The organism is Kribbella sp. CA-293567, from assembly GCF_027627575.1.
GTDB lineage: Bacteria > Actinomycetota > Actinomycetes > Propionibacteriales > Kribbellaceae > Kribbella.
Genome location: NZ_CP114065.1, coordinates 1,117,127 through 1,137,636 on the forward strand (window position 1 = coordinate 1,117,127; position 20,510 = coordinate 1,137,636).

21 protein-coding genes are annotated in these 20,510 nt (G+C 69.0%); 11 read left to right on the forward strand and 10 right to left on the reverse strand.

Annotated elements, in window-relative coordinates; all coding sequences use genetic code 11:
* The first annotated feature begins 58 nt into the window (after nucleotides 1-58).
* From OX958_RS05310 to menD, 3 genes are read left to right on the forward strand one after another with little or no spacing between them, the layout of a single operon-like run.
* Nucleotides 59-1,321 carry an AMP-binding protein gene (locus OX958_RS05310; RefSeq protein ID WP_270136044.1) on the forward strand — a complete coding sequence of 421 codons (1,263 nt, stop codon included), beginning with the start codon at nucleotides 59-61 and terminating at the stop codon, nucleotides 1,319-1,321.
* Complete coding sequence (locus tag OX958_RS05315; protein WP_270136045.1) at nucleotides 1,318-2,244, forward strand: o-succinylbenzoate synthase; 927 nt, start codon at nucleotides 1,318-1,320, stop codon at nucleotides 2,242-2,244. The genes OX958_RS05310 and OX958_RS05315 overlap by 4 nt, the downstream gene beginning before the upstream one ends.
* Nucleotides 2,241-3,881: a 2-succinyl-5-enolpyruvyl-6-hydroxy-3-cyclohexene-1-carboxylic-acid synthase gene (gene menD / locus OX958_RS05320; protein ID WP_270136046.1), complete on the forward strand. Its 1,641-nt coding sequence runs from the start codon at nucleotides 2,241-2,243 to the stop codon at nucleotides 3,879-3,881. The genes OX958_RS05315 and menD overlap by 4 nt, the downstream gene beginning before the upstream one ends.
* Here the strand turns inward: menD and mptB are convergent.
* The 4 genes from mptB to OX958_RS05340 all read right to left on the reverse strand — a co-directional run bounded on the left by mptB (nucleotide 3,868) and on the right by OX958_RS05340 (nucleotide 7,785).
* On the reverse strand, nucleotides 3,868-5,298 hold the full coding sequence (mptB, locus tag OX958_RS05325) for a polyprenol phosphomannose-dependent alpha 1,6 mannosyltransferase MptB (protein ID WP_270136047.1): 1,431 nt from the start codon (nucleotides 5,296-5,298) through the stop codon (nucleotides 3,868-3,870). The genes menD and mptB overlap by 14 nt on opposite strands.
* A 48-nt stretch (nucleotides 5,299-5,346) precedes the next feature.
* On the reverse strand, nucleotides 5,347-6,111 hold the full coding sequence (locus tag OX958_RS05330) for an ABC transporter permease (protein ID WP_270136048.1): 765 nt from the start codon (nucleotides 6,109-6,111) through the stop codon (nucleotides 5,347-5,349).
* A complete protein-coding gene (locus OX958_RS05335; RefSeq protein ID WP_270136049.1) occupies nucleotides 6,108-7,094 on the reverse strand; it encodes an ATP-binding cassette domain-containing protein in 987 nt (328 codons plus the stop codon). The genes OX958_RS05330 and OX958_RS05335 overlap by 4 nt, the downstream gene beginning before the upstream one ends.
* 64 nt (nucleotides 7,095-7,158) lie before the next feature.
* On the reverse strand, nucleotides 7,159-7,785 hold the full coding sequence (locus OX958_RS05340) for a PadR family transcriptional regulator (RefSeq protein WP_270136050.1): 627 nt from the start codon (nucleotides 7,783-7,785) through the stop codon (nucleotides 7,159-7,161).
* A gap of 57 nt (nucleotides 7,786-7,842) precedes the next feature.
* Between OX958_RS05340 and OX958_RS05345 the strand changes: the two genes are divergently transcribed.
* Nucleotides 7,843-8,703 carry a GNAT family N-acetyltransferase gene (locus OX958_RS05345; RefSeq protein ID WP_270136051.1) on the forward strand — a complete coding sequence of 287 codons (861 nt, stop codon included), beginning with the start codon at nucleotides 7,843-7,845 and terminating at the stop codon, nucleotides 8,701-8,703.
* Here OX958_RS05345 and OX958_RS05350 read toward each other — a convergent pair.
* The 6 genes from OX958_RS05350 to OX958_RS05375 all read right to left on the reverse strand — a co-directional run bounded on the left by OX958_RS05350 (nucleotide 8,668) and on the right by OX958_RS05375 (nucleotide 14,312).
* Nucleotides 8,668-9,291 carry a response regulator transcription factor gene (locus OX958_RS05350; protein ID WP_270136052.1) on the reverse strand — a complete coding sequence of 208 codons (624 nt, stop codon included), beginning with the start codon at nucleotides 9,289-9,291 and terminating at the stop codon, nucleotides 8,668-8,670. The two genes, OX958_RS05345 and OX958_RS05350, sit on opposite strands and share 36 nt — an antisense overlap.
* Nucleotides 9,292-9,319: 28 nt before the next feature.
* Nucleotides 9,320-10,627 (reverse strand): sensor histidine kinase, encoded by a 1,308-nt coding sequence (locus OX958_RS05355; RefSeq protein ID WP_270136053.1) that lies wholly within the window; start codon nucleotides 10,625-10,627, stop codon nucleotides 9,320-9,322.
* Between the two features lie 22 nt (nucleotides 10,628-10,649).
* Nucleotides 10,650-11,417: an ABC transporter permease gene (locus OX958_RS05360; RefSeq protein ID WP_270136054.1), complete on the reverse strand. Its 768-nt coding sequence runs from the start codon at nucleotides 11,415-11,417 to the stop codon at nucleotides 10,650-10,652.
* Entirely contained in the window at nucleotides 11,414-12,337 is a 924-nt protein-coding gene (locus OX958_RS05365; RefSeq protein WP_270136055.1) for an ABC transporter ATP-binding protein, read from the reverse strand. Before OX958_RS05365 ends, OX958_RS05360 begins: the two co-directional genes overlap by 4 nt.
* Before the next feature lie 67 nt (nucleotides 12,338-12,404).
* Nucleotides 12,405-13,025, reverse strand: a complete 621-nt coding sequence (locus tag OX958_RS05370) for an MBL fold metallo-hydrolase (protein WP_270136056.1) — start codon at nucleotides 13,023-13,025, stop codon at nucleotides 12,405-12,407.
* Between the two features lie 3 nt (nucleotides 13,026-13,028).
* A complete protein-coding gene (locus tag OX958_RS05375) occupies nucleotides 13,029-14,312 on the reverse strand; it encodes an isochorismate synthase (RefSeq protein ID WP_270136057.1) in 1,284 nt (427 codons plus the stop codon).
* Nucleotides 14,313-14,454: 142 nt separating this feature from the next.
* On the opposite strand from OX958_RS05375, the gene OX958_RS05380 reads away from it, so the two are divergent.
* From OX958_RS05380 to nuoE, 7 genes are all read left to right on the forward strand, one after another.
* Nucleotides 14,455-15,153 (forward strand): demethylmenaquinone methyltransferase, encoded by a 699-nt coding sequence (locus tag OX958_RS05380; protein WP_270136058.1) that lies wholly within the window; start codon nucleotides 14,455-14,457, stop codon nucleotides 15,151-15,153.
* A gap of 148 nt (nucleotides 15,154-15,301) precedes the next feature.
* Nucleotides 15,302-16,615 carry a geranylgeranyl reductase family protein gene (locus OX958_RS05385; RefSeq protein ID WP_270136059.1) on the forward strand — a complete coding sequence of 438 codons (1,314 nt, stop codon included), beginning with the start codon at nucleotides 15,302-15,304 and terminating at the stop codon, nucleotides 16,613-16,615.
* Between the two features lie 122 nt (nucleotides 16,616-16,737).
* Nucleotides 16,738-17,097 (forward strand): NADH-quinone oxidoreductase subunit A, encoded by a 360-nt coding sequence (locus OX958_RS05390; RefSeq protein WP_270136060.1) that lies wholly within the window; start codon nucleotides 16,738-16,740, stop codon nucleotides 17,095-17,097.
* Between the two features lie 3 nt (nucleotides 17,098-17,100).
* Nucleotides 17,101-17,655 (forward strand): NuoB/complex I 20 kDa subunit family protein, encoded by a 555-nt coding sequence (locus OX958_RS05395; RefSeq protein WP_270136061.1) that lies wholly within the window; start codon nucleotides 17,101-17,103, stop codon nucleotides 17,653-17,655.
* Entirely contained in the window at nucleotides 17,652-18,359 is a 708-nt protein-coding gene (locus OX958_RS05400; RefSeq protein ID WP_442913249.1) for an NADH-quinone oxidoreductase subunit C, read from the forward strand. Before OX958_RS05395 ends, OX958_RS05400 begins: the two co-directional genes overlap by 4 nt.
* A complete protein-coding gene (locus OX958_RS05405) occupies nucleotides 18,359-19,696 on the forward strand; it encodes an NADH-quinone oxidoreductase subunit D (protein WP_270136062.1) in 1,338 nt (445 codons plus the stop codon). The genes OX958_RS05400 and OX958_RS05405 overlap by 1 nt, the downstream gene beginning before the upstream one ends.
* Nucleotides 19,697-20,509, forward strand: coding sequence for an NADH-quinone oxidoreductase subunit NuoE (gene nuoE / locus OX958_RS05410; protein ID WP_270136063.1), 813 nt, complete (start codon nucleotides 19,697-19,699; stop codon nucleotides 20,507-20,509).
* Nucleotide 20,510 lies beyond the last annotated feature (1 nt).

Here is a 20,510-nt window from a genome sequence, read left to right on the forward strand (position 1 = left end):
GCCTACTGGCGGCACAGGCTGCAGGCTTCTCGGCGGCGCGCCGTACGCTCGGAGGGACATGTCTAAGTTGCGCCTGGTCCCTGGCACCCCGGATGCCGTGCTGTCGGCACTGACTGAGCTACTGGACGGCACCGGTACTGCGTTCGCTCCGTTGCCGGCGGATCCGGCCGCAGCGGCGCGGATGCGGCAAGCGGTAGCGCCGGACGAGCCTGTCGAGTCGGGCACCGGAGTGGTTCTGACGACTTCCGGCTCTTCTGGCGAGCCCAAGGGCGTAGTGCTTTCCACTGCCGCGCTGGTCGCCTCTGCGGTGGCGACCCATGAGCGGCTGGGTGGACCGGGACAGTGGCTGCTCCCGATGCAGCCCTACTTCGTGGGCGGCTTGCAGGTGCTCACCCGGTCGGTGCTGGCTGGGTATGCGCCAGTAGTTGCTGCTGACCACCCGTCGTTCGCCGCTGGAGTGATGGCGATGACTGCGGAACGGCAGTACACCGCGATGGTGCCGACGCAGCTGACCCGGCACCTGGAGACCGCCGAGGGGCAGGACCTGCTGCGGAGGTTCAACGCCATCGTTATCGGTGGGGCGGCGATGTCGGCTGAGTTGAGGGCGAAGGCGAAGTCAGTGGGGGTGACCGCGATCCCGTCGTACGGGATGACGGAGACCGGTAGTGGGTGCGTGTATGCGGGGGTGCCGCTGGAGGGCACCAAGCTGCGCTTGGAAGACGAGCTGCCTGGTGGGGTGGCATCGCCGCGTGCGACGACCCCGGATCCGACGGAGCTGCGCTCGATGGGCCCGGATTCGATGGACCTGCGCGAGCGGGCGATGGAGTCGGCAGCCCTGCAAGAGCTGCGGCAGGGACCGGCGGAGGGGCGGATCTTGATAGCTGGCCCGACGTTGTTCAGTGGGTATCGGTTGCAGCCGGAGGTTACGGCGGAGGTGCTGCGGGACGGGTGGTTCCGGACGCAGGACCGGGGGCGGGTGGTGGACGGTCGGCTGCAGGTGGTCGGCCGGGTGGACGATGTGGTGATCTCGGGCGGGGTCAACGTCACGCTGACGGCGGTGCAGGCGCGGGTGCTGGAGCATCCGGCTGTTGCGGATGCGGCGGTGCTGGGCGTGCCAGATGCTGAGTGGGGCTCGCGGGTGGTGGCTTTCGTCGTGGGTGACTCCGGGCGGGGTGGGCCGGAGCTCGATGAGCTGCGGGACTTCGTCGGTGAGGTGCTGCCTCGCACCTGGGCTCCACGGCAGTTGGTCGAGCTGAGCGAACTGCCGATGCTTGCTTCGGGCAAGGTTGATCGGCAGCGGCTGGTGGAGGGGGCGCGGTGATCACCTACGCGATCGGGTTGAAGAACAAGTTCCGTGGGATCACCGTGCGCGAGGGGATGTTGTTCGAGGGGCCGGCCGGCTGGGCCGAGTGGAGCCCGTTCCTCGACTACGACGACGCGACGAGCGTGTCCTGGCTGCGGGCCGCGCGGGAGGCCGCCTTCGACGGGTGGCCGGAGCCGGTGCGGTCCGTCGTACCGGTGAACTGCACTGTTCCGGCGATCGGTCCCGAGAAGGCGGCCGCAATCGTGCGGGCCTCGGGTTGCAGCACTGCCAAGGTGAAGGTGGCTGAGCCCGGACAGACGTTGCAGGACGACCTGGAGCGGGTGGAGGCGGTCCGGGACGCGATCGGCAACGGGCGGGTCCGGATCGATGCCAACGGTGGCTGGTCGGTCGACGAAGCCCTGCGGGCGTTGAAGGAACTCGACCGCTTCGACCTGGAGTACGTCGAGCAGCCGTGCGCCTCCGTGCACGACCTGGCCACCGTACGGCGCCGTACCGACGTGCTGGTCGCCGCGGACGAGTCCATCCGCCGGGCCGAAGACCCGCTGCTGGTGAAGAAGCTCGAGGCCGCTGACATCGCAGTACTGAAGGTGCAGCCGATCGGCGGCGTCCGGGCCTGTCTCGACATCGCCGAGCAGATCGGCCTGCCAGTGGTGGTTTCGTCGGCTCTGGAGACCTCTATCGGCATTGCTGCCGGAGTGGCGCTCGCTGCAGCGCTGCCTGAGCTCCCGTACGCCTGTGGACTGGCGACCGTCTCCATGTTCACGGCAGAGGTCGTCAGTGAGCCACTGCTGGCTGTCGACGGTTTCTTGCCGGTGAAGCGTCTCGAACCGGCTCCAGAGTTGCCAACTGCTGACCAAGCGACCACGGCCAAGTGGGAAGCGCGGTTCGCGAGGGTAGAAGCACTGAGAGGAAACAAATGAACCCGTCCACGGCATTCGCGACAGTGGTGGTCGACGAGCTGATCAGGTCCGGCGTACGGGAGGCTGTGCTGGCTCCCGGCTCCCGCAGTACGCCGCTGGCACTCGCCCTGGTCGCCGCGGACCGTGACGGGCGCCTGCGCCTGCACGTGCGGATCGACGAGCGTACGGCGGGCTTCCTGGCCCTCGGTCTCATCCGCGGTACCGGCCTGCCGGTGCCAGTGGTGACGACCTCCGGTACTGCGGTCGCCAACCTCTACCCGGCGGTCCTCGAGGCCTCGCACAGCGGCCTGCCGCTGATCGTGCTGAGCGCGGACCGTCCGCCGGAGCTGCGTGGGACCGGCGCGAACCAGACCACCGACCAGCTCAAGCTGTTCGGCGACGCCGTCCGTCTGTTCCACGAGCTCGGTACGCCGAGCAAGCAGCTGGGCCAAGTCGCCTACTGGCGTTCGCAAGTCTCCCGGGCGGTCTCGACCGCCGTCGGAGCTCGCACGGCCGACCCTGGCCCGGTGCAGCTGAACTGCCCGCTGGTAGAGCCGTTGGTGCCGACCGACGACGGTGACTGGCCAGAGCCGCTTGACGGGCGCAGTGCCGGCCCGTGGACGAGTGTGCATGCCACTGCAGCGCAGCCTTCGGCCGTAGCGCCTGGGCCGAAGACCGTGGTCGTTGCCGGTGATGGTGCCTCGCAGGCAGCGCGACTTGCCGCCGAGGCAGGAGGCTGGCCGTTGTTCGCCGAGCCGTCCAGCCGGGCCAGGACCGGGCCCGCGGTGATCTCGGCGTACCGGTTGTTGCTTGGAGCAACTGCCTTGGGTGGTGAGATCGAGCGGGTGCTGGTGTTCGGGCATCCGACGCTGTCGCGGCCGATCTCCCAGCTGCTGGCCCGGCCCGAGGTGGAACTGATCGTGGTCGCGCCGACCGGTCTGTGGCCGGATGCGGCTCACCGGGCGGCGGCCGTGGTGACCGGGCTGGAGGTCGTCGGCAAGGACCGGACCGACTGGCTGGATCGCTGGCAGCAGGCAGATCAGCTGGCCCGGGCAGCGATGGACAAGGTACTGGCGGGCGGGCTCTCGGGTCCGGCCGTCGCGACCCTGGTCGGCGAGGCCGTCGGCGCCGACGGGATGCTCGTGGTCGCGTCGTCCAACCCGGTGCGCGACCTCGATCTGGCTCCCGTCGTTCCGATCCGCACAGTGGCGAACCGTGGCCTGGCCGGGATCGACGGCACCCTCTCCACCGCTGTGGGCGCCGCGCTGGCCAACGCGGGGGCGACGTACGCGCTGGTGGGGGATCTGGCCTTCCTGCACGACTCCAACGGTCTGGTGATCGGCCCGGCCGAGGCCAGGCCGGACCTCCGGATCGTGGTCCTCAACGACAACGGTGGCGGGATCTTCTCCACCCTGGAGCAGGGCGGTGGCGACTACGCGGCCGACTTCGAGCGCGTCTTCGGTACGCCGCACGGCGTCGACTTCGCGGCGTTGTGCGCCGCCACCGGAACACCGCATCGGCTGGTGACGACGGCAGACGAACTGCGGGAGCTGCTGGCGCGCACGGTGAACGGGATCGACGTCATCGAGGTGCGGGTCGACCGTACTGCGCGTCGTGACCTGCACGCCGAGCTGCACCAGGCGGTCAGCCGGCTGTAGCGACCACCTTGGCCGGTGCGGCCGGCTGCAGCGTGCGGAGCCGGCCGAGCAGACAGCCGACCACCACGAGCACCAGGGACGTGGTGACGAGGATGGGGATGACCGCGCCGCGCAGCGACGAGTTGAGGGGCGCGGCGATGGTCAGGATGATGCTGACGCCGATCAGCGCGGTGGTCAGCTTCCGGCCGGGGCGGGCGACCGCGAGGAACGGCAGGCACCAGACGAAGTACCAGTCGTGAGCTGTCGGGCCCAGCAGAACCACTGCCAGCAAGGCGATTCCCACTGCCCGGGCCGCGTTGTGGATGGACGACCGCAGCCCCAGTACTGCGATCAGCCCGACCGCGCTGAGCATCCCGAGCAGGCGCACGATCTGCAACGCCTGCTGCGCCGCACTGTCCTCTCCCAGCCAGGCCAGTACGCCGGAAGCGCCCAGCCCGATGAGGTTGGCGATCGACAACGGCGACCGTACGAGCCCCGGTACGTCGAGTGCGCCCAGCCAGCCCGAGCCGACGCCGGTCAGCTCGCCGATCGTCACCAGAGTCAGCACTGAGACGATCCCCGCCACTGTCAGGCTTGCCAGCCGCAGACGCGCGCGCCCGGCCAGGGGGCTCATCACCGCGGCAATGGCGATGACCACCAGTCCACCGGGCAGCTTGACGGCGGCCGCAGTACCGGCCAGGACGGCAGCAGTGCCCCAATGCCCGGTGAGAGCCAAGGCGAAAGCAGAGCAAGCCACACCTAGCATCAGTACGTCGTTGTGCGCCGCGCCGAGGCCGTGCGTGATCAGTACTGGGTTGGCGACGACCAGCCAGGTCGCAACCGCCGGGGACACCCGGCAGGCGGTCGCTAGTCGCGGTATCGCCCAGGCGATCAGGAGGAAGCCCAGCACTGCCAGCAGGCGGTGCGCCAGCATCAGTACGTAGGGATCCATGGTCAGGCGAGCTGCCAGGCCGCCGTACGCGAGAGGTAGTGGTCCGTACGGCGCTGGCGTCTGCATCCACATCGGGTCGACTGCTTCGATCACCTGACCCGACAGCACACCGGGTCCGACGCTGTAGGGGTCGTAGCCCTCGGCCACCAGCGCGCCCTGGGCGGCATAGCTCCAGGCGTCCCGGCTGAACAGGGGCGGGATGAACAGCAGTGGTGTGCTCCAGCAGACGATCAGTGGCGTCAGCCGGTAGCGCACGCCGGCCAGCACTTCGCGGCCGACGGTGAGCCATGCCCACACCATCAGCCCGAGACCGGCCACCATGAGGGTCAGGCCGGTCATCCGTCCTGGCAACGTCGCCCGGAGGTCGCCGGCGATCGGCAGCGACGCCACCCACGAGGACTCCGGCACCACCGAGGTCACCAACGACGCGGCGGCCACGATGCACGACCCCACCAGCCCACGAACCAACGCCGACGGCACTCGCATGCCGCCGACGCTAGTTCGCTGAGGCGTCCCCGGAGTGAACGGGGAACGTCAGGCAGATTCCTTCCGGAAGGTCCGCGCGCCGACCGTCAGGCCGACGGCCGTGAGCAGGACGACCCAGAACAGTCCCCACAGCGAGGCGCTGCTGGAGATGTCGCCGCGGAAGAGCGCCCGGACGCCGTTGACGACGTGCTTCAGCGGGCTGATGTCGGACAGCCGCTGCAACCAGGTCGGGCCGATCTGCATCGGGAGCAGGATGCCGGACAGCAGCAGCAGTGGCATCGCGATGCCGTTCAGCAGCGGGGCCAGGGCGTCCTCGCTCTTGGTGATCAGCGCGACGGAGTACGACAGTGACGCGAAGGTCGCGCCGAGCAGAGCCACGATCACCAGCGACAGCAGTACGCCGCCCCACGGCGCGCGCAGGCCGAGCGGCAACGCGGCGAGCAGCAGCAGGGCCGACTGCACGACGAGCACCACGACGTCGCGGAGGACCCGGCCTGCCATCAGCGCGATCCGGGACGCCGGCGTGACCCGGTCGGCCTCGATCACGCCGGCCCGGTACTCCGCGATCAGGCCGAAGCCGACGAACATCGCGCCGAACATCCCGAGCTGCACGATCAGGCCGGGGATGAACACCTGGTAGGCGTTCGTGGTCGCGCCCTGGCTGATCTGCGCGGTGATCGGCTTGAGCAACGGGCCGAACAGGAACAGGTACATCAGCGGCTGGCTGAGCATCAGGATCGACCACATCGGGTTGCGCAGCGACAACCGCATTGCGCGGTTGAACACGATCCAGGTCTCTTTGAGCACGGTCATGCGACAGCCTCCTTCTCCGGCGCGGCCGGGGCGTCCTCGTCGCGCAGGGAGCGCCCGGTCATGGTCAGGAAGACGTCGTCGAGCGTCGGCCGGTGCACCTCGACGCCGTTCAGCTCGATGCCCTGGGCATCGATCGAGCGGAGCAGCGACGGCAGCACCGAACCACCCTTGGGGATCCGGAACGCGACCACGTCACCCTCGGTCACGATTTCGGCCGCCCCCGGCAGTTCCTGCACGACCTTGGTGACCGACGGCGCCTGGGCCGGGTCGGCCAGACTGAGCCGGACGGCGTCCCCGGAGACCTGCTGCTTCAGTTCCTCGGGCTGACCGCCGGCCACGATCTTGCCGTGGTCGATGACCAGGATGCGGTCGCAGAGAGCGTCGGCCTCGTCCAGGTAGTGGGTGGTCAGGAAGATCGTCGCGCCCCGGTCCCGCAGACCGCGGATGTGCTCCCACAGGTTCGCCCGCGCCTGCGGGTCGAGCCCGGTGGTCGGCTCGTCCAGGAAGATCAGCTTGGGGTCGTGGATCAGCCCCATCACGATGTCGAGCCGGCGTCGCTGGCCGCCCGACAGGGTCTTGCACTGCCGCCGCCACAGGCCGGGCAGGTCCAGCTGGTCGAACAGCGCCTGACCGTCGGCCATCGCCTTCTTCTTGCTCACGCCGTACAGCCGGGCGTGGTCGACGACCTCGTCACCGGCGATCGCCTCGGGCAGCGTCGATCCGCTCTGCGGCACGTAGCCGATCCGCCGGCGGACGCCGACGGGGTCCTTGGCCAGGTCACAGCCGGCCACTGTCGCGGTGCCGCTGGTCGGCGTGATCAGTGTCGCCAGCATCCGCATTGTGGTGGTCTTGCCGGCCCCGTTCGGGCCGAGGAAGCCGACGATCTCCCCGTCGGCGACATCCAGGTCTACCCCCTGCACGGCCTGTACCGGCCCGCGTTTGGTCTTGAAGGTGCGGACGAGTCCGCGAGCTTCGATCATCATCCGGACAGTCTCGAACAATCAACATTGAATAGTCAACGTTGATTAAATTGGCCGAGCGGCCGGCTCAGTCGGGTGGCTCCGGGATGACGCCCCAGTGCGTGGCCAGCCCTGGCTGAGGTTGCCAGCTGGGCGGTTCACCCGCGAACGAGTACTCCCCGTCGGCGACCCGCTGCCGGAACGCCCGGGTCCACTCGAGCTCGCCACGGTCGCGGGCGCTGGAGATGCGGAAGAGCTCGATCACGTGGTCCGGCGTACCGGGGTCCTCGGCGATCTGCCGCTCCGAGAACGGCTCCGCCTTGGCGAGCTGCTCCAGTTGCACGATCCGGGACTCCAGCGCGGCCAGCACCTCGTCGCGCCGCAGCGTCCACAGGAAGCTGAGCGCGGCCTGCATCCGGCCCGGCTGGAACCCGTCCACGCTCCACAGCGCCGTCCGGAGCAGCGAGAAGTACTCCGTCTCGCCGTCCACGGTCAGCTTGTACGACGTCCGCCCGGGCTTGTGCCCGGCGCCTTCCTCCAACTCCATCAGGTACCCGTGCTTGGCCAGGGTGCGCAGCCCGGTGTAGATCGACCCAGGGTTGATGTTCGCCCAGTGCTCCACCTTCCAGGTCATCAGCTCACGCCGCAGCTGGTAGCCGTAGGCAGGCTGGAAGATCCGGACGACCCCGAGCAGGAGCAATCGCGTGGTGGACATGTTCGCAGTGTAAATTCCCCTCCCCGCTCGCGGCCGCTGCCCGTAGGCTGACTGGGCATGAGCGTGCGCGTGACCAGCAACCCGGCGGAGTTCCAGGCAACCGTCTTCCCGTTCCTGCAAGACGATCCGGTGCTGCACTCGACGCTGCTCAGCAACACCGAAGATCGAGTGAACGGCATTCTGCACGACCCGCTGCCGGCGTTGTTCGTGTCGATCCACGACGAGCGGGACCGCGTGATCGGTGCAGTGCTCTGCAGTGCGTACCGCGGCATCCAGCTCGGCGCGCTCGCAGTCGAGCTGGTCCCGGAGATCGTCGACGCATGTACTGAAGCACCGAACCAGGACACAGTCGTCGGTACGCCGATCGCCGCGCGCCGACTGGCCGAGTTGCTTGCCGCGCGCAACGGCACTGCCTATCGGGAGGCCACCGGCATCCGGCTGCACAAGCTCGCGGAGTTCGTCGAGCAGCACGCGGACGGGTTCGCGCGCCGAGCAGTCGCGGCCGATGTGGAGCTGGTGGTCACGATGATGGACGGCTTCGGCGCGGAACTCGGCCGGGCTCTCCCGGCCGGACAGCAGGAGCGTTGGGTCCGCAGCAGAATCGATCGCGGACGGGTCTGGGTCTGGGAACGCGCCGGCCAGGTGGTGAGTCTGGTCGGTCATCAGCAGACGCTCTTCGGTGCCACCCGGGTCGGACCGGTCTACACGCCACCGGCTGAGCGTGGGCACGGGTATGCCAGTGCGCTGACCGCTCACGTCACCCGGCAGTTGCAGGAAGCCGGCTCGCAGGTGTGCCTGCTCACCGACCTCGCCAATCCGACCTCCAACAAGATCTACGCCGCCATCGGATTCCGCCCGCTGACCGACTTCATGCTCTACGAGCTAGATCCAGCCATGCGTTCTGGCGACCTGGACTGACTCGTAGCGGTTCGCGGTGCCGAGTTTTCCGGCGGCCGAGGAGAGGTAGTTGCGGACCGTGCCGGGGGACAGGGAAGCGCGGCGGGCGACCTGGTCGATCGGGGCGCCGTCGGCGGCGTGTTCGAGGACCTCGGCCTCGCGGGGCGTGAGGGGGTTGTCACCGGCGCTGATGGCTTCGGCGGCGAGTTCGGGGTCGACGTACCGGCCGCCGGTGTGGATGGTGCGGATGACCTCGGCGAGGACCTGGGCGGAGACCGTCTTGGGGAGGAAACCTCGGACCCCGGCGGCGAGGGCCTGCTTGAGGTGTCCGGGGCGGCCGTGGCCGGTGACGATCAGGCAGCTGCAGAAGGGGAGCTCTGTGCGGAGTGCTTCGACGACGCCGATTCCGCCGATCGACGAGGAGCCGGTGACGCCGGGCATCTGCAGGTCCAGTACCGCGACGTCCGGGCGGTGCCGGCGAGCCATCGCGAGCGCCTCGTCGGCGGAGGCTGCCTGGCCGACCACCTCCAGGTCGTCCTCCAGGGACAGCAGCGCCGCCAGAGCGGTCCGGATCAGGTTCTCGTCGTCGGCCAGCAGCAGCCGGATCACGGCGTCACCGGCAGCTCCGTGGGCCGGGTCACCGGGGCACCGGCAACTGCACGACCAGGATGAACCGTCCGGCCGGGGCGGCGACTGTCAGCGTCCCGCCGAGCGAGCCAAGTCGCTCCCGCAGACCGGCGATCCCCGTTCCCCCACCCGTTGCTCCATCTGCGCTGCCATCGTTCCCTCCAGCTGCGCGACCGCCGCTTCCTCCAGCGGCGCGACCATCGTTCCCTCCAGCAGCGCGACCACCGCCATCGCCAGCGGCGCGACCACCGCCATCGCCGGGTCTGGTCGCCTGCACGCCGTCGTTCTCCATCCGCAGGAAGAGGACGTCGGGCATGCTGAGGTCCAGCTCGATCTTGCAGACGGTCGCGTTGCTGTGCTGAATGACGTTCGTCGTGCCCTCCCGCACCACCCAGCCGAGCGCCGCCTGGGTCGCCGGTGGCAGGGCCGAGCCGTCGCCGATGACGCGGCAGTTGACCCCGGCGGACCGGAGTACCGACTGGGCGCCGGCCAGTTCGGAGGCGAGGTCCGTCGTGCGGTAGCCGCTGACCACGGCCCGCATCTCGCGGAGGGAGTCGTGCGCGATCTGCCGGACGTCGAGCATCTGGTCGGCGGCCGTCGCGTCCCCTCGCGTCGCCAGCGCGGCAGCCAACTCACTCCGTACCGCGACCAGCGACAGGTTGTGTCCGAGCGTGTCGTGCAGATCACGCGCGAACCGCAGCCGCTCCTCGGCGATCGCCAGCTGAGCACCGACCGCGCGGGACCGGTCGATCTCCCAGCCGAGGCTGAGCGTCCACACCGAGACGCGGCAGGTGAAGATCAGAAAGCCGGCCCAGAAGGCATAGGCGATCGCAGGCTCCAGTTGGAGCGATGCCGCGCCGGTCACGGCCGCTCCGGCGAGGATGACGCTCAGCAGCGGCACCCACCGCAGCATCGGCGTCAGAGCGAAGGTCAGAGCGCCCATCAGCACAACGCTCACCAGAAGGTGGATGTCCGCGTCGCCGCCACCCCAGCTGAACCTGGGAAAGGCCACATCCGCGGCAAGGAGTCCAGCAAGAGTCAACGCAGTGGCAACCGCGATCAGGCGGCCACTGACCGGGGCTCCGGTCAGATATCTGTCGATCGCCGCACGGAGCAGCAGCAGGTTGGCCGTGGCGTGCGCGGCGACAACGAGCAGGAACAGCACGGCGCCCGGGATGACCAGCCCACGCTGCTCGACGGTGACCAGCGTGGCCAAGAGCAACTCCCCGCAGGACACGGCGTACAGCGGCCAGCGCAGGGTGATGTCGAAGCGCTCGGCTCTGCTGCGATCGAGCCACCAGCGCGGGACGGGAACCATGGTGGTCAGCCTGTCACGTCGCTCAACGGCGGGGTTCCCAGCGGAACCAGCGGCGCGTCGCCAGTCCAGCGACGACCACCCAGGCCAGCAACACCAGCAGCGGCTGTACTGCGGGTGCGAACGACCCTGCGAGGTCCACCGTCCCTCCGCTCGGCGTGGTGCCCGACAGGCCTAGCCGCAGCAACTCCACCACTGGTGTGAGCGGCAGTAGCCGCGACAACTGGGCCAGCCCCTCCGGTAGCTCGGAGAGCGGGAAGTAGAGGCCACTGAAGTTCAGCGGAACGATCAAGAAGGGCAGCGTCGTCAGTTGCGCCATCTCCACGCTGCGGGTCAGCACGGTGGTAGCAGCCGCCAGCAGGACGAACACAGCCGCGCCGAGCGCCAGGGCGAGCAGCACCAGCAGGAGGTTCACGGGTACCGGCAACCCGACCAGCAGTGCGCTGGTGATGGCGGCAAGCACTGCCTGACTCCAGGCGATGAGCACTCCGGGGATCGCGGTGCCGACGAGGATCTGCGGGTCAGTGGCTTCGCCGGTACGCAGTCGCTTGAGGACCAGTTCCTCGCGGCGGGCAACCAGCGAGGAGACCAGGTTGTAGTAGACGAAGAGGTTCAGCGACACGGCCGCGATGGTGATGAGTATCGCGGTGCCCGGGTCCGGGCCGACGACGGCCATCACCTCCGCCGACGACTGCAGTCCCAGCACGACGAAGATCGGCAGGCCGATGGCGATCAGCAGGGCCAACGGGTTGCGGCGGAGCAGCAGTGCTTCCGACCAGGCGAGTGCCGTCATGCGACCGCTCCTTGATCCGACTCGGCGATGGTGAGGAAGGCTTCCTCCAGCGAAGCCGGGCGAGCGGTCAGCTCTTCCAGCCTCAGTTCGTGGCGAGTGGCCCAGCTGAGCAGCAGAGTGAGGGTGGACTGGAGGTCCTCGGTGTCGACCGCGACTTTGCCGCTTTCGTTGACAGTGGCAACTGCCTGGGGGAGGCCGGGCAGCGCGGCCCCGCCGGGCAGGCGGAAGGAGATGCGAGCCGGCCGGATGCCGGCGATCTCGGCCGGCGTACCGAGAGCGACGATGCGGCCGCGGTGCAGGATCGCGAGCCGGTCGGCGAGTTCGGCGGCCTCGGCCAGGTAGTGGGTGGTCAGCAGGACGGTGGTACCTGATTCGAGCAGCCGGGAGATGAGCTGCCAGGCGTTCTGCCGGTTCTCCGGGTCGAGGCCGGCCGTCGGCTCGTCGAGGAACAGCAGTTCGGGCCGACCGGCGATCGCGAGGCCCAGGCCGAGCCGTTGGCGTTCGCCGCCGGACAGTTGCCGGACCCGGACGTTCGCCCGGGCGGTCAGCTCGACCAGTTCGAGGATCTCGCCGACCGGGCGCGGCGTACTGAGCGTGCCGGTCCACATCCTGGTGGTCTCGGCCACGGTCAGATCGGCCGCGAAGCCCCTGTCCTGCAACATGATTCCGACCCGCGGCCGGACCGTCCGCCGATCGCGGTACGGGTCCTGGCCGAAGACCCGAACGGTTCCGGAGGTCGGCTGGGTGAGACCTTCCAGCACCTCCAGCGTGGAGGTCTTGCCGGCGCCGTTGGTGCCGAGCAGAGCGAAGAGCTCACCCCGCCGGACGGCGAAGTCGATGCCGCGGACGGCGTCGTAGCCGCGCCTGCCGCCGTAGCTACGGGTGAGCCGCTCGACCTGGATGACCGCTGATTCGTCCATACCGATCAGCTTGGTGGCCGAGCGGCGCCGTACCGCGTGCAGCTGTCACCAGTACAGGTGACAAATGTCAGTTGACCTCGACCGTGGTGCCCGGGGCGAGCTGCTGGTACGGCCGGTCGCCCTGGCCGTCGAGAAAGCGCTTGAGCATGCCCTGGCCGATCGGGCTGAGCAGCGCGTCGTGGATACCGACGGTCTGCTGGGCGTCGACGGCGCGGGCGTACTCGACGGCCGGCGGCAGCGAGAACCACGGGCCCGAGATCGGCACCAGGTTGGTGTGCACCTTGCGGCCGGGCAGCGTGAACGAGTCGCCCGGGTGGTAGACCGCGTCCTCGATCAGGTAGCCGACGTTCTGGCAGGGAACGCCCAGCTCCGGCAGGATCACCGCGTGATCCCTGCCGTAGGCACGGACCGCGAAACCGGCCGCCTCGAAGACGTCGCCGTCGGCAACCACCTGCACCCGCTCGCCCAGTTCACCGAGCTGACCGGCCACGTCGGAGTTGGTCCAGATCGGCGCGTCGATGCTCTTCACCCGCTCGACGTCGAGGTGGTCGGGGTGCTCGTGCGTTACCAGGATCGCGTCCACCCCCTCGAAGGCGGCGTCCTCGGTGAAACTGCCCGGATCGACCAGCAGCACCTTGCCGTCCTTCTCCAGCTTCACACAGGCATGCGTGTACTTGGTCAGCTTCATGGTTCAGTCTCCCAGCGCGTCTCGCATCGGAACCAATTTGGCGTTCGTCTCGGCCAGTTCGGCCTCCGGGTCGGAGCCGGCCACGATCCCGGCACCGGCGAACAGGCGCATCCTGGTCGGGTCGCCGGGGTCGGCCTGGCCGCAGCGCAGGGCGATGCACCACTCGCCGTCGCCGGCTGCGTCCATCCAGCCGACCGGTCCGCTGAACCGGCCGCGGGCCATCCCCTCGATCTCGCCGATCACGTCGCGGGCCACGTCGGTCGGCGTACCGCAGACGGCCGCGGACGGGTGCAGCGCGGCGGCCAGGCCGAGCGCGGAGGCACCGTTCGCGGCGACGCCGGCCACGTCGGAGGCGAGATGCATCACGTTCGGCAGGTGCAGCACGAACGGGGTCTCGGGCACGTTCATCGACTTGCAGTGCGGCTCCAGCGCGTCCGCCACCGAGCGGACGGCGAACTCGTGCTCCTCCAGGTCCTTGCTCGACCGCGCCAGCGACGCGGCCAGCGCGAGGTCGTGCCCGTCGTCACCGGTCCGCCGGATCGTGCCGGCCAGCACCCGGGAGGTGATCAGGCCCTTCTCCCGGCGGACCAGCAGCTCGGGCGTCGCGCCGATCAGGCCGTCGACGGAGAAAGTCCAGCAGTTCGGGTACGCCGAGGCCAGCCGCCGCAGCGGCCAGCGCAGATCGATCGGGTTCGGCGAGATCGCGATCAGGTCGCGGGCCAGCACCACCTTGTCCAGCTCACCACTGGTGATCCGCTTGACCGCGTCGGCCACGATGCCGGCCCATTCGGTCCCCGACCGGGCCCCGTCGGCGAAGGCGACCGCCCCGACCGGCTCCGGCTCGTACGTCGTCAGCTCCGGCGGCGCCGCGAGCGAACTCGCGCCGGAGATCGTGGTCACCCAGGTGATCCCGGCCCGCCGTCCGACGATCACCTCGGGCACCACCAGCTGACTGTCGTCGGCGCCGGTGAACCCGAAGGACCCGAAGCAGACCAGTCCCGATCCTGGTACGCCGACGTCGTCGCGCACCACCGCGCTCGCGGTCAGCTCCTTCCACCAGGCCTGGGCCTCGTCGAACCGGTTGCTGCCGGCAACGTCCAGCCGGGCGGCCACGCCCCAGCCGACGTGCCCGTCGCCGCGGCGTACCCAGGCCAGACCGCCGGTGTCGGGCAGATGGTCCATCAGCGCGGCGGCGACGCCGTCGACGCGCTGACTGCGAACCACCAGTCGCGGCGCCGGCTCGGCACCGGAGCCAGGGTCTGGTCCGACCGGGTCAGACAAGCTCACCTTGGCACTCCTCGCTCGCTTCCCGGCCCCGGGTCCCGACGGCCGGCCGGCCCAATGGAGATTCGCTCACGGGATGCAAGCGTAGGCCGCCACCGTAACCAGCAAATTTCGGCGCCTGTCGCTGCCGTGATCAACTAGACAGGTGACCAGGGCCGATCTGAGCAAACAGCCGGAGCAAGTCGCCGCGATGTTCGACAACGTGGCCGAGGGCTACGACCGGACCAACGCGGTGGCCACGATGGGGCTGGAGAAGGCCTACTGGCGACCGCAGACGCTGGCCGCGATCGGGCCGCGGAAGGGGATGCGGATCCTCGACCTGGCGGCCGGGACCGGCGCGTCCAGCGTGAAACTGCGCGAGGCGGGCGCCGAGGTGGTGTCGTGCGACTTCTCGGTCGGCATGCTCCGGGTCGGCAAGCGCCGCTACCCCGAGCTGGACCTGATCGCCGGCGACGCGCTGCGGCTGCCGTTCGCCGACGGGACCTTCGACGTGGTCACCATCTCCTGGGCGCTGCGGAACGTGAACGACGTCACCCTCGCGCTCACCGAGATGCTCCGGGTGACGAAACCGGGCGGCCGGCTGGTGGTGCTGGAGAACTCGCACCCGACCTGGAGACCGTTCCGGGTCGCCTACCTGGAGTACATGATGCGGGCCGTGCCGGTGGTCGCGAAGGCGGTCTCGACCAACCCCGACGCCTACGTCTACCTGGCCGAATCGGTCCGTGCCTGGCCCGGCCAGGAGCCGCTGGCACGCACGATCGAGGCCTCCGGCTGGACCGGTGTGCAGTGGCGCAACCTGACCGGTGGTCTGGTCGCGATCCACCGCGCCACCAAGCCGCTGTAATTACGCAACGAAAAAGGCGCATAAATCGGTTGCAGGCAAGGGGTTCCGGGCCGGTTTCGTGTCCAAGTCAGGCAGTCCTAGACTGTGGGATGACCAGACCTCGTGAATCCCTTCACGAGTGACGCAGCCAACTTCGGGCCGGGATGAGATGAGCCAGAGCGTGCCGACAGGGCAGCAGGCCGAGACCGCTGATGTGATCGTCGTCGGTGCCGGGCCCGCAGGCTCGGCCGCGGCGTACCACTTGGCCAACGCGGGTCTCGACGTACTACTCCTCGAGAAGACCGCGTTCCCGCGGGAGAAGGTGTGTGGCGACGGCCTCACCCCGCGCGGGACCAAGCAGCTGATCAACATGGGCATCGACATCTCGCCCGAGGCCGGCTGGATCAAGAACTACGGTCTGCGGATCCAGGGGGCCGGGCACCAGTTGCAGCTCGACTGGCCCGACCTGGCCAGCCACCCGAACTACGGGCTGACCCGCAACCGGATGGACTTCGACGACATGCTGGCCCGGCAGGCCGTCAAGGCCGGCGCCCAGCTGCGCGAGCGGACCAACGTGACCGCGCCGATCCTGGACGACAAGGGCTTCATCGTCGGTGTCACCGCCAAGCCGGTCGACGACAACGGCCGCCGGTCGGGTCCCGACGTCGAGTTCCGGGCGCCACTGGTGATGGCGGCCGACGGCAACTCGTCGCGGCTGAGCGTCTCGATGGGCCTGCACAAGCGCGACGACCGGCCGATGGGCGTGGCCGTCCGCACCTACTTCACCAGCCCGCGCCACGACGACGACTACCTGGAGTCGTGGCTGGAGCTGTGGACCGACGACCCGAAGAACCCGGGCCAGCGCAGCCTGCTGCCGGGGTACGGGTGGATCTTCGGGATGGGCGACGGCACCGTCAACGTCGGGCTCGGCATCCTGAACACCTCCGACGCCTTCGGCAAGGTCGACTACCCCGACCTGCTGAAGCAGTGGCTGAAGAACACGCCGGAGGAGTGGCAGTTCCGTGACGAGTTCCAGACCATCCCGATCCGCGGGGCGGCGCTGCCGATGGGCTTCAACCGGCAGCCGCACTACACCCGTGGCCTGATGCTGCTGGGCGACGCGGGCGGGATGGTGAACCCGTTCAACGGCGAGGGCATCCCGTACGCGATGGAGTCCGGCGCCTTCGCCGCCGAGGTCGCTGCCCAGGCGCTGCGCCGGCAGCCGAACCAGCGCGAGCGCGCGCTGTCGGCGTACCCGAAGGCGCTGAAGCAGGAGTACGGCGGCTACTACACGCTCGGCCGGGTGTTCGTGAAGCTGATCGGAAACCCGGAGGTGATGCGGCTGTGCACGAAGTACGGTCTGCCGCGCACCACCTTGATGAAGTTCACCCTGAAACTGCTCGCCAACCTCACCGACCCGCGCGACGGCGACGTGATGGACAAGATCATCAACGGTCTCACCAAGGTGGCCCCGGCCGCCTGATCGGCGGGGCGCGTGACGTGAGACACAGCGGTACTGGTAACACAGTGCTGCACCGCAACGACAGCTAGCCAGGCAACCGACCACGCAGTACCCGACGCAAAGTTTGGAGGGAGCAGCCAAAGATGCACCCTTACGTACCGATTCTGATTCTCGGTGTACTCGCGGCGATCTTCGTGGCGGGCACCTTGGTGACCAGCGCCGTCGTCGGCCCGAAGCGCTACAACCGGGCCAAGCTCGACTCGTACGAGTGCGGCATCGAACCGACGCCGCAACCGGTCGGTGGCGGGCGTTTCCCGGTGAAGTACTACATCACCGCGATGCTCTTCATCATTTTCGACATCGAGATCATCTTCCTCTACCCCTGGGCCGTCGCCTTCGACCAGATGGCACTGTTCGGGCTGATCGAGATGGTCATCTTCATCGTTACCGTCTTCGTCGCGTACGCCTACGTCTGGCGCCGCGGTGGACTGGAGTGGGACTGACCTATGGGTGTAGAGGAACAACTTCCGGCCGGCGTACTGCTGACCACCGTCGAGGGCCTGTCCGGCTACATGCGCAAGGCCTCGTTGTGGCCGGCAACCTTCGGGCTCGCCTGCTGCGCGATCGAGATGATGACCACCGGCGCACCGCGCTACGACGCGGCCCGGTTCGGCATGGAGGTCTTCCGGGCCTCGCCGCGCCAGGCCGACCTGATGATCGTGGCCGGCCGGGTGAGCCAGAAGATGGCTCCCGTGCTGCGCCAGATCTACGACCAGATGCCGAACCCGAAGTGGGTGCTGGCGATGGGTGTCTGCGCCTCGTCGGGCGGCATGTTCAACAACTACGCCATCGTGCAGGGCGTCGACCACGTCGTACCGGTCGACATGTACCTGCCCGGTTGCCCGCCGCGGCCCGAGATGCTGCTGGACGCCTTCCTCAAGCTGCACGAGGACATCCAGAACGGCAAGCTCGGCGCGAACAAGAAGGCGCTGGAGGCCGAGCAGGAGACTGCCGCGCTGTCCGCTTCCCCCACCCTCGAGCTGAAGGGTCTGCTCCGGTGAGCAACCACCAACCCGAGAACCTGCCGGCGACCAACCCCGCCGGCGACGCGCAGACGCCGGCCGCGGAGGTCGTCGACCAGCGCGAGGGCATGTTCGGCGTCCGCGGTACCGGTGACACCTCCGGCTTCGGCGGCCTGCAGCGTCAGGTCGCGCTGCCGGGCGGATCGGCCAAGCCGTACGGCGGCTGGTTCGACGGCGTCACCGAGAAGCTGGAGAGCCTGGTCGGCGACGGCGCGCTGGAGAAGGTCGTCGTCGCGTACGGCGAGCTGACCCTGCACGTGGCGCGGGAGCGGCTGGTCGAGGTCGCCCAGCACCTGCGCGACGACGCGGACCTGCGGTTCGAGTTCTGCTCCGGCGTCTCCGGCGTGCACTACCCGAACGAGACCGGCCGCGAACTGCACGCCGTCTACCACCTGCTCTCGATCACGCACAACCGGCGGATCCGGCTCGAGGTGTCCTGCTCCGAGGCCGATCCGCACATCCCGTCGGTGGTCTCGGTCTACCCGGCCAACGACTGGCACGAGCGGGAGACCTGGGACTTCTTCGGGATCGTCTTCGACGGTCACCCGGCGCTGACCCGGATCCAGATGCCCGACGACTGGCCGGGCCACCCGCAACGCAAGGACTACCCGCTCGGCGGCATCGACGTCGAGTACAAGGGCGCCGTCATCCCGCCGCCCGACACGCGGAGGTCGTACAACTAATGACCGCAACAGATCCCTACGCAACCACCCGGGACACCACCGAGGGCAAGGTCTTCACCGTCACCGGTCAGGACTGGGACTCGGTCGTGGCCGGCCTGGGCGAAGAGCCCGAAGAGCGCATCGTCGTCAACATGGGCCCGCAGCACCCGTCCACCCACGGCGTGCTCCGGCTCATCCTCGAGCTCGAGGGCGAGACGGTGACCGAGGCCCGCTGCGGCATCGGCTACCTGCACACGGGTATCGAGAAGAACATGGAGTTCCGCTCCTGGACGCAGGGCGTCACGTTCTGCACCCGGATGGACTACCTGTCGCCGTTCTACAACGAGACGGCGTACTGCCTGGCGGTCGAGCGGCTGCTCGGTATCGAGGACCAGGTGCCGGAGAAGGCGAACGTGATGCGGGTGCTGCTGATGGAGCTGAACCGCATCAGCAGCCACCTGGTCTGCATCGCCACCGGCGGTATGGAGATCGGCGCCCTGACCGTGATGACGATCGGCTTCCGGGAGCGGGAGATGACGCTCGACCTGTTCGAGCTGATCACCGGCCTGCGGATGAACCACGCGTTCATCCGGCCCGGCGGCGTCGCCCAGGACCTGCCGGCCGGCGCGCTGGACAAGATCCGGGAGTACATCACCTGGATGAACAAGCACCTCCCCGAGTACGCCGAACTCTGCAACGCGAACCCGATCTTCAAGGCGCGCCTGCAGGGCAACGGCTACCTGGACCTGACCGGCTGCATGGCGCTCGGGATCTCCGGTCCGCCGCTGCGCGCGACCGGCTACGGCCTGGACCTGCGCAAGACCCAGCCGTACTGCGGCTACGAGACCTACGACTTCGACGTACCGACCTGGGACACCGCCGACTCGTACGGCCGGTTCCGGATCCGGCTGCAGGAGATGTGGGAGTCGCTGAAGATCGTCGAGCAGTGCACGGACCGCCTGGCCAAGATGGAGGGCGAGCCGGTGATGGTGGCCGACAAGAAGGTCGGCTGGCCGAGCCAGCTGGCCGTCGGCAGCGACGGGATGGGCAACTCCCTCGACCACATCAAGCACATCATGGGCGAGTCGATGGAAGCACTGATCCATCACTTCAAGCTGGTCACCGAGGGCTTCCGGGTACCGGCCGGCCAGGCGTACGTGGCGATCGAGTCGCCGCGCGGCGAGCTGGGCTGCCACCTGGTCTCCGACGGCGGCACCAAGCCGTACCGGGCGCACTTCCGCGACCCGTCGTTCGCAAACCTGCAGGCGATGCCGATCCTGTGCGAGGGCTCACAGGTCGCCGACGTGATCGTCGCCGTCGCCAGCCTTGACCCGGTGATGGGTGGAGTGGACCGATAGATGGCTGACACAACCGTTCCCTACAGCACAGGCGACTCGCTGATCGGTGAGACCACGATCGCCGAGATGCGCGAACTGGCCGCCCGCTACCCGGTCGGCCGTTCGGCCCTGCTGCCGATGCTGCACCTGGTGCAGTCGGTCGAGGGCCGGATCACCCCCGAGGGCATCGAGGCCTGCGCCCACGTGCTCGGGCTGACCGGCGCCGAGGTGTCGGCGGTGGCGACCTTCTACACGATGTACAAGCGCCGCCCGGTCGGTGAGTACCACGTCGGGGTCTGCACCAACACGCTCTGCGCGATCATGGGTGGCGACCTGATCTTCGAGCGGCTCAAGGGTCACCTCGACGTCGGGAACGACGAGACCACCGAGGACGGCAAGATCACCCTCGAGCACCTCGAGTGCAACGCCGCCTGCGACTACGCGCCGGTGATGATGGTGAACTGGGAGTTCTTCGACGACATGACGCCGGAGTCGGCCACCCAGCTGGTGGACGACCTGCGCGACGGGACCGAGGTCAAGTCCCCGCGCGGCGCCACGATCTGCAGCTGGCGGGAGGCCGAGCGCGTACTGGCCGGCTTCCCCGACGGCCGCGCGGACGAGGGCCCGACCGGTGGCAAGGCCACGCTGGCCGGTCTCCGGCTGGCACGCGAGCGCAACTGGACGGCGCCCGCGGGTTCGCGGTCCAGCAGCAGCAACGGTGCCGCCGCCGAGCAGACCGTCTCGGCCGAGGCCGCTGCCGGACCGCGTCCGGAGGACCAGCCCGGCAAGGAATCCCAGACGGTCCACACCGACGACAGCCGCAAGGAGGACTGAC

Excerpts from the sequence above, each read along its gene's own strand:
- OX958_RS05335 (WP_270136049.1), bottom strand. The coding sequence starts at position 7,094 with ATGATGATCGAAGCTCGCGGACTCGTCCGCACCTTCAAGACCAAACGC.
- mptB (WP_270136047.1), bottom strand. The coding sequence starts at position 5,298 with ATGCGAGTGCCGTCGGCGTTGGTTCGTGGGCTGGTGGGGTCGTGCATC.
- OX958_RS05405 (WP_270136062.1), top strand. The coding sequence starts at position 18,359 with ATGACCGCAACAGATCCCTACGCAACCACCCGGGACACCACCGAGGGC.
- OX958_RS05365 (WP_270136055.1), bottom strand. The coding sequence starts at position 12,337 with ATGGACGAATCAGCGGTCATCCAGGTCGAGCGGCTCACCCGTAGCTAC.
- OX958_RS05330 (WP_270136048.1), bottom strand. The coding sequence starts at position 6,111 with ATGACCGTGCTCAAAGAGACCTGGATCGTGTTCAACCGCGCAATGCGG.
- menD (WP_270136046.1), top strand. The coding sequence starts at position 2,241 with ATGAACCCGTCCACGGCATTCGCGACAGTGGTGGTCGACGAGCTGATC.
- OX958_RS05310 (WP_270136044.1), top strand. The coding sequence starts at position 59 with ATGTCTAAGTTGCGCCTGGTCCCTGGCACCCCGGATGCCGTGCTGTCG.
- OX958_RS05370 (WP_270136056.1), bottom strand. The coding sequence starts at position 13,025 with ATGAAGCTGACCAAGTACACGCATGCCTGTGTGAAGCTGGAGAAGGAC.
- OX958_RS05340 (WP_270136050.1), bottom strand. The coding sequence starts at position 7,785 with ATGTCCACCACGCGATTGCTCCTGCTCGGGGTCGTCCGGATCTTCCAG.
- OX958_RS05360 (WP_270136054.1), bottom strand. The coding sequence starts at position 11,417 with ATGACGGCACTCGCCTGGTCGGAAGCACTGCTGCTCCGCCGCAACCCG.
- nuoE (WP_270136063.1), top strand. The coding sequence starts at position 19,697 with ATGGCTGACACAACCGTTCCCTACAGCACAGGCGACTCGCTGATCGGT.
- OX958_RS05385 (WP_270136059.1), top strand. The coding sequence starts at position 15,302 with ATGAGCCAGAGCGTGCCGACAGGGCAGCAGGCCGAGACCGCTGATGTG.
- OX958_RS05345 (WP_270136051.1), top strand. The coding sequence starts at position 7,843 with ATGAGCGTGCGCGTGACCAGCAACCCGGCGGAGTTCCAGGCAACCGTC.
- OX958_RS05395 (WP_270136061.1), top strand. The coding sequence starts at position 17,101 with ATGGGTGTAGAGGAACAACTTCCGGCCGGCGTACTGCTGACCACCGTC.
- OX958_RS05390 (WP_270136060.1), top strand. The coding sequence starts at position 16,738 with ATGCACCCTTACGTACCGATTCTGATTCTCGGTGTACTCGCGGCGATC.
- OX958_RS05355 (WP_270136053.1), bottom strand. The coding sequence starts at position 10,627 with ATGGTTCCCGTCCCGCGCTGGTGGCTCGATCGCAGCAGAGCCGAGCGC.